Below are 2,537 nucleotides of genomic sequence, written 5' to 3'. Positions count from 1 at the left end.
AAGACCATCCCGCAAAAGCGCACGCTGATGCCCATGCTGGCCAACGCAGAGGGCGCGATCCTGCTTTACCGTCGCCCGTCTACGGGCTTGTGGGGCGGCTTGTGGAGCTTGCCGGAGCTGGACGACCTGCAAGACCTGGATCACCTCGCCAACCAGCACGCGCTGGCGCTGGGCAAGCATCAGGAACTGCCCGGGCTGGTCCACACTTTCAGCCACTTCCAACTGGCCATCGAACCCTGGCTGGTCCAGGTCGAGGAAACCGCCCATCACGTGGCCGAGGCCGACTGGCTCTGGTATAACCTCGCCACCCCGCCGCGCCTGGGCCTTGCCGCCCCGGTGAAAAAACTGCTGAAGCGCGCGGCCGACGTATTGAACGCAGGAGTTTCGTCATGACCCGCACCATCATGTGCCGCAAGTACAAAGAAGAACTGCCAGCCCTGGAGCGCCCTCCGTACCCAGGTGCCAAGGGCCAGGACATCTACGAGCACGTCTCCGCCAAAGCCTGGGGCGACTGGTTGAAACACCAGACCCTGCTGATCAACGAAAAACGCCTGAACATGATGAACGCCGAAGACCGTAAATACCTGGCCGGCGAAATGGACAAGTTCTTTTCCGGCGAGGAATACGCCAAGGCCGACGGCTACGTGCCGCCTGCTCAATAATTGATCAAAAACCAGGGTCTGCACGTAAGCGACGGTAATAATTAAATATTTTTTGAAAACTTGCTTGACGACCCCCTGAAAAACCCGTTTAATGCGCCCCGTTGCCCAGATAGCTCAGTCGGTAGAGCAGGGGATTGAAAATCCCCGTGTCGGCGGTTCGATTCCGTCTCTGGGCACCAAAATACCGAGAAACCCCAAGGAACAATGCGTTCCTTGGGGTTTTTTATTGCCTGCGATTTAATGCGACTCACGCATTTACGGACACGATGTCGCAGCAGGACGATTGAGGGTTATTTTTGGCTGGACTCAATCGTTCAGCCTTTACCCAAATCTCAGTTGTAAGGTTTTTTCATGACCCGCTTCTTGCTTTGCACCCTGTTACTACTGACCGCCCTGCTCAGTGGGTGTGCCACGCAGCTGGACGTAGCGATCAACGCGACGCCTGATCCCGACTATCACTTCGACCGGCAGGCAACCGTGCTGGTGACCTCCACTGGCGGAAGTGATGAAAACTCACTCAATGCTCGCTACTACCTGCGTGACATGGTCCGCGCCATGCAGGACCAGGGCTTTCGCAATGTCTTCACCGACACCACCCTGCCCAAGAACCACGCGCCGATCAAAATGACCGTCACCCTGGACGTCGACAGCAAGCAGGTGACGTATCGCTATACCGCCACCGAATACGGGCAGGTGGCAAAAAGCACCACCACTCAATGCAAGAAGAACAAGAAAAAGACCGACCAACTGACCTGCACCAGCACTCCAAACACCTCCTACGGCCCGGTAGGGACCTCGGAGCGCACCGGCTACACCACGCTCACCACCTTCCGGGTCACCGCTCGTGATGAAGTGAGCAGGCGCGCTGTCTACCTGCTAAGGGCGTCGTCCTATAACGACGACTGCCAAGCCGCCAAGGTCGAAGCCTTCCTGGTGCAGCAGGGTTTGCAGAACCTGAATTTCCAGGACCGCGTGCAGCGCAATTACACGGTCACGATGCCTGAAAGCTTCCGCTGCAAATAATCATCTGCTCGACAGGCCCTTGGCTCAAGGGCCTCCTTACTTGAGCAAGAACACCATCAACGGGTTGTCATTCAAGCGCCCTTGATAGCTCGGCGCCAGGTGCTCCACCGGCGACCCCTTCAACAGCGCGGTCTCCTTGCGCGACACGATCACCCAGGAGGGCCGGGGCAGCGCCGCCAACTTCTCAAGCTCGTGACGCCCGACAAACAGCGGCTGTTCATCGTGATCCAGGTTCATCATGTAGCGCACCGCCCAGGTATCCCGGGCCAGATCGACAAACACCAAGGGACCTGGCTGCGTCTGGCGCAACGCCTCCACCTGGCTGACAAACCGCCGGGTGTCGAATTGCAGGTCCTTGGCCGGCTCTATCACTGTCACAAGCAACAGCCATTGCGCCACCAGCGCGATCAGACTGAGCCACACCAACCGCCATGCTCGCTGCCAGGCAATCAACGCTGCGGCTTGCAGCACCACCAGCACGCCGATCATCAACGGCAAGGAAATCTCCGGCCAGTAGCCCTGCTTGTGCCAGGCGTGTCGACACACAAACAACACAACCACGCACAACGCCGGCAGCGCCGCGACCAGCCATTCGTAGCCACGACGCACGCCCACCAGCCAGCCTTGCGCATGCAGCAGCCCATAGGCAGCGACAGCCGCAAACATCGGCACCATCGGCAGAATGTAATAAGCGCGCTTGAAGTGCGGTACCGACAGGCCGAGCAGAATCATCAAGCCGCAGCCCCCGAACCGCACCAGCAATTGCAGGTGCTCATTGCCCCAACGCTCGGGCCAGCGATGGCGCAACGCAAACAGGGTCGCAAACGCCAGCGGAACCACCGGGAAGTAGCG

At 59.0% G+C, this 2,537-nt stretch carries 3 protein-coding genes, 1 tRNA gene and 1 pseudogene; 4 read left to right on the top strand and 1 reads right to left on the bottom strand.

What is annotated here, in order from left to right; translation table 11 throughout:
* The 4 genes from BKD70_RS23710 to BKD70_RS23695 form a co-directional block, all read left to right on the top strand.
* Nucleotides 1–393: NUDIX domain-containing protein (locus tag BKD70_RS23710; RefSeq protein WP_175441037.1), on the top strand; the 393-nt coding region annotated here is incomplete at its 5' end.
* The gene (locus tag BKD70_RS23705; RefSeq protein WP_034125530.1) at nucleotides 390–662 is read left to right on the top strand and encodes an oxidative damage protection protein; all 273 of its coding nucleotides are present in this window, start codon (nucleotides 390–392) and stop codon (nucleotides 660–662) included. The genes BKD70_RS23710 and BKD70_RS23705, both read left to right, overlap by 4 nt.
* A 103-nt stretch (nucleotides 663–765) precedes the next feature.
* A tRNA-Phe gene (locus BKD70_RS23700) sits at nucleotides 766–841 on the top strand.
* Nucleotides 842–1,013: 172 nt separating this feature from the next.
* On the top strand, nucleotides 1,014–1,685 hold the full coding sequence (locus tag BKD70_RS23695; protein ID WP_034125529.1) for a hypothetical protein: 672 nt from the start codon (nucleotides 1,014–1,016) through the stop codon (nucleotides 1,683–1,685).
* 36 nt (nucleotides 1,686–1,721) lie between these two features.
* Here BKD70_RS23695 and BKD70_RS23690 read toward each other — a convergent pair.
* A pseudogene (locus BKD70_RS23690) lies at nucleotides 1,722–2,537 on the bottom strand (hypothetical protein); the annotation flags it as partial.

Source organism: Pseudomonas sp. BS-2016, from assembly GCF_001806145.1.
In the GTDB taxonomy this organism is placed as follows: domain Bacteria; phylum Pseudomonadota; class Gammaproteobacteria; order Pseudomonadales; family Pseudomonadaceae; genus Aquipseudomonas; species Aquipseudomonas lundensis.
Note: the sequence above shows the minus strand (reverse complement) of the source record. Positions and strands in the feature narration are given on the sequence as shown.